1 protein-coding gene is annotated in these 832 nt (G+C 70.8%); it reads right to left on the bottom strand.

Features of this window, described 5'->3' with window-relative positions; translation table 11 throughout:
* Positions 1–832 (bottom strand): beta-ketoacyl reductase (locus tag ABD256_RS44190; RefSeq protein ID WP_344432406.1); only part of this gene is annotated, 832 nt, incomplete at both ends.

The following is an 832-nucleotide window of genomic DNA, read 5'->3' as shown; positions in this document are numbered from 1 at the left end:
GGGCGGGGACGAGTGCGCGGTAGATCGGGGGCAGGCTCGCCCCGCGACCGCGCAGCGCGGGCAGGTTCAGGCGGGTCGCGAAGATCAACGACGTGCCCGCGCGCAGGCCGTGGTCGAACAGCGCCAGCCCTTCGGAATCCTCCAAAGGCGACACTCCACTGCGGACGATCCGGGAGAACTCGTCGGCATCCAAAGTGCCGGTCAGACCGGTCACCCGGGCCCACGGACCCCACGCCAGCGACGTCCCCGACAGCCCGGCCGCGCGCCTGCGCTGCACCAACGCATCCAAGAACGCGTTCGCCGCCGCGTAGTTACCCTGCCCGGCACCACCGAGCACCCCGGCCGCCGAGGAGAACACCACGAACGGCACCCCGGCCCCGCGGACCACCTCGTCCAGCACCACGGCCGCATCCACCTTGGGACCGAACACCGTGTCCACCCGCTCCGGAGTCAACGAACCCACGACACCGTCATCGAGCGCACCCGCCGCATGCACCACACCCGACACCGACAACCCGTCCAGCGCGGCCAGCACCGCGTCCCGGTCCGCCACATCACACGCCACGGCCGAAACCCGCGTGCCCGCGGCTTCCAACTCCGCACACAACTCACCCGCACCCTCAGCCCGCGCACCACGACGGCTCAACAACAACAGGTTCCGCACCCCGTGCTCAGCCACCAAATGCCGCGCCACCACCGAACCCAGCCCACCGGTACCACCAGTGATCACCACCGTCCCATCACAGCCAAACCCGGCCGGCTCCACCACAGCGGACTCGTCCACCACCACCCTCGGCACCAGCACCACACCACCGCGCACCGCCACCTGCGG

The sequence above is a fragment of the Amycolatopsis minnesotensis genome (assembly GCF_039529815.1).
Classification (GTDB): domain Bacteria; phylum Actinomycetota; class Actinomycetes; order Mycobacteriales; family Pseudonocardiaceae; genus Amycolatopsis; species Amycolatopsis minnesotensis.
This window is presented reverse-complemented; position numbering and strand designations above follow the sequence as displayed.